This window comes from Bacillus hominis (assembly GCF_018332515.1).
In the GTDB taxonomy this organism is placed as follows: domain Bacteria; phylum Bacillota; class Bacilli; order Bacillales; family Bacillaceae_G; genus Bacillus_A; species Bacillus_A hominis.
In genome coordinates this window covers 1-3339 of record NZ_BOQD01000318.1, presented here as the reverse complement: position 1 = coordinate 3339, position 3339 = coordinate 1, and the positions used below count along the sequence as shown (strand labels likewise).

At 33.6% G+C, this 3339-nt stretch carries 4 protein-coding genes; all 4 read left to right on the top strand.

What is annotated here, in order from left to right; all coding sequences use genetic code 11:
- Positions 1-96: 96 nt before the first annotated feature.
- Entirely contained in the window at positions 97-1005 is a 909-nt protein-coding gene (gene alsR / locus KI356_RS23490; protein WP_002121491.1) for an acetoin biosynthesis transcriptional regulator AlsR, read from the top strand.
- Positions 1006-1263: 258 nt separating this feature from the next.
- Entirely contained in the window at positions 1264-1839 is a 576-nt protein-coding gene (locus tag KI356_RS23485) for an FtsX-like permease family protein (RefSeq protein ID WP_212936620.1), read from the top strand.
- Positions 1840-1933: 94 nt separating this feature from the next.
- Complete coding sequence (locus tag KI356_RS23480) at positions 1934-2845, top strand: ABC transporter ATP-binding protein (RefSeq protein WP_128282452.1); 912 nt, start codon at positions 1934-1936, stop codon at positions 2843-2845.
- Positions 2838-3339: DUF2705 family protein (locus tag KI356_RS23475; RefSeq protein WP_212936619.1), on the top strand; the 502-nt coding region annotated here is incomplete at its 3' end. The genes KI356_RS23480 and KI356_RS23475, both read left to right, overlap by 8 nt.

Below are 3339 nucleotides of genomic sequence, written 5' to 3'. Positions count from 1 at the left end.
TCTACTATACGTTCATTCGAAATATTTGTCTAATATATAAATTATATGTTATTAATATATTAGATGTATTAATCGAAAATGAAAAGGGTGTCCAAAATGGAATTACGGCATTTGCAATATTTTGTTGTAGTGGCAGAGGAATTGCACTTTGGACGAGCGGCTGCTCGTCTACAAATGACACAACCACCGCTTAGTCAACAAATTCAGCAATTAGAAAAAGAAATGGGAGTTATGTTATTTTCAAGAACGAAGAGAAAGGTTGAATTAACAGAAGCAGGAGAAATGTTTTTAAAAGAAGTAAAAAAAGCGTTTGAACAAATTGAAAAAGCAGTAGAAGTTGCACAAAGTGCTCAAAGGGGAGAAGTTGGATCACTTTCAATTGGTTTTGTAGGTGCGGCGATATATGATATTTTACCGTCAATCGTCAGGGAGTATAGAAAGAAATTTCCGAGAGTGTCTGTTGCATTACATGAATTGTCAACACCGGATCAGGTGCATGCACTTCATGATAATCGAATTGATATTGGATTTTTACGTCCGCCAATTCCAACGCAATTACTAGAGTTAGAACCAATTCAAAAACTTTCGTGTACGTTATGCTTACCGAAGGCGCATCCACTTGCTGAAAAGGACGAAATACATATCGAAGATTTAAGGGATGAACCGTTCGTATTTATTACGAGACCAGTATGGCCAGCGTTATACGATACAATTTTATCGCTTTGCCGTGATGTAGGTTTTAGTCCGCATATTGTACAAGAAGCAACCGAATATCAAACTGTCATGGGGCTTGTAGCAGCAGGTATTGGAATTACAGTAATACCTGTGTCCGCAAATAAATTGTATAAAACAGAAGTTGTATATAAAGAGTTATGTGATTCTAATTTTGTTGCAGAAATGTCAGTGGCCTATAAAAAAATGAATAACAATCCAGAGTTGTTAGAGTTTTTGAAAATTGCAAGAGAGAAAAAAAGGATTGAAGTGGAAGATACGAAGGCTGAATAGTTGATGAAGTTACAAGGCAGTCATGATAATTAAGTTATATAAAGATTCACCTCATTAAACAAAGAACGGAAATGTAACTAAAATGCATTTCCGTTTTTTTTGTTTTTTATTTAATGCTAAAGAGGTAAATATGCTTGGTTTCTAGGACTAAAGGCTTAGTAAAGATTCCGATTGAAGTGCGATGTTAAAAATGTCATATTTTTATACACTAGTAGTATAGAATGCGTATGTTATGAAGTAAGGTAGGGGAAGGAATCTATGTCTTTATGTCGGTTAGCGAGAAAAAATATACAAACATTTGCTACCAAAAGGTTAAAACAATTTATGTGGATTGCTATGAATACAATGATTTGTTTTTTTATGATATCATTCCGATTCAATGAAGTTGTAACAAGTAAAGCGGGATATACACTTATATTTGTAAAGTGGTTTTATGCTATGTTTTTATTTGTAGTTTTTGTATGTATTTTCATTACTTATAAAATGACAGCCTCTTTTTTACAGGTAAGAAGAGAGGAGTTTAAATCGTACGAAGTAGTGAATATGACGAGAAAGGAAATGTTATGTTTATTATGTCATGAGCAATTATTAATTTACGGAGGAGCTTTCGTTTTCGGATTAATTCATGGTATGTTATTTTTGAAATTATTTATTATTATTTTTATGAAAGCAGTAGGAATCCAAGGAGTAACAAATGCACCGATTACGACGTATGCGATAATGGTAACAGCAGTTGTTATGATAACCGTCATTATAATATCAATGTGGCAATGTTGTAGGTTTACACAAAGGTTAAAGGGTGAAAAGTCATATGAAACAAGGAAAAAGGCATGAGAAATCATGGCTTTTTCTTCATTTTACACATGTTATTAATCATGATACAGTGGGAAGAACTGAAAAAAAGAGTTAAGAAGAAAGGTTGTATGGAATGATAAATGAGCAAGCGATCGTAAAAGTTGATCGATTAACAAAGCGAATTGGTTCAAAGACGTTAGTAGAAAATATTAGTTTTGAAGTGAAAAAAGGTGAAGTAGTTGGCTTATTAGGACCAAATGGTGCTGGAAAAACGACATTAATGCGAATGATGGTCGGAATGATTCGTATGACAGAAGGAGAAGTATGGATTGATGGTCAATCTGTAAAACAGCAATTTGAAAAAACTGCTGCGAAAATTGGCGCTGTAATTGAGACACCAGAATTCTATCCTTTCTTAAGCGGCTATGAAAATTTAACATATTTCGGACGAATGAATGGGAATGTGACTGAAGAGCGTATCGATGAAGTTGTGCAACTATTAGGAATGGGACAAGTAATTGACCGTAAAGTAAAAGCATATTCACTCGGTATGAGACAACGTTTAGGAATTGCTCAGGCACTTATACATAATCCAGATGTATTAATACTAGACGAACCAACGAACGGATTAGATCCTAGTGGTATACATGAAATGCGGATGTACATAAAGAAAATTGCACATGAACAAGGAAAAGCTGTTCTTGTCTCTAGTCACTTGCTCTCAGAAGTAGAATTAATGTGTGACAGAGTTATTATTATTCAGCACGGAGAATATGTCGCAACACAAAATATTCAAAGTGATAAAAAGGAAGAAACAGAAGAAATACATATACGTGTAGATGATGCGAATAAAGCGGCAGAGGTTTTAGAATACGATGTTTTAGTAAAAGAAAACGAATTAATTATAAACGTGAAAGATGAAGAAATTCCAAATATTCTTCGTACATTGATGGAGAAAAATATTCAAGTTTATCGTGTTTATGAGGAAAGAAAAACGCTAGAAGAGCAGTTTTTAGAATTAACAGGGGGAAAAGATATTGTTTAATTTAGTTTATAACGAGCTGTATAAAATATTTAAGCGAAAGCGAACGATTATTCCTTTTGCAGTTATTGCGGTATTAATTATTGGATTAGGATGGGTTACGGTAAAATATTTAGAGCCAGAAACAAAAGGGTGGAAAGTGGATTATACAGAACGAACTGTAGAAATTGAGAAAAAACTTGGTATGAAAAAGGAGGATATTTTAGCAGAACAGTCAGGGGACGAGCTTGTAAAGGAATATCAGCTTAAAATGAAGCATTTAGATACGGATATAGCACCGTCAAGTAGTTCACCGCTTTCATTTATGAGAGATACAGGTTTTATTGTTTTTCCTATTTTACTTCCATTTATTCTCGTATATGCAAGTACAATTTTTGCGAATGAATATAGCTGGGGAACATATAAATTTTTAACGATTCGTCCAGCGAGCAGATTTAAAATTTTAACATCAAAATTTTTGGCGATCGTTATATTCGCGGCATTATTATTTATATTTA

Bases quoted from the DNA above. Each gene is read 5' to 3' on its own strand.
- KI356_RS23485 (WP_212936620.1), top strand. From the start codon at position 1,264: ATGTCTTTATGTCGGTTAGCGAGAAAAAATATACAAACATTTGCTACC.
- KI356_RS23480 (WP_128282452.1), top strand. From the start codon at position 1,934: ATGATAAATGAGCAAGCGATCGTAAAAGTTGATCGATTAACAAAGCGA.
- alsR (WP_002121491.1), top strand. From the start codon at position 97: ATGGAATTACGGCATTTGCAATATTTTGTTGTAGTGGCAGAGGAATTG.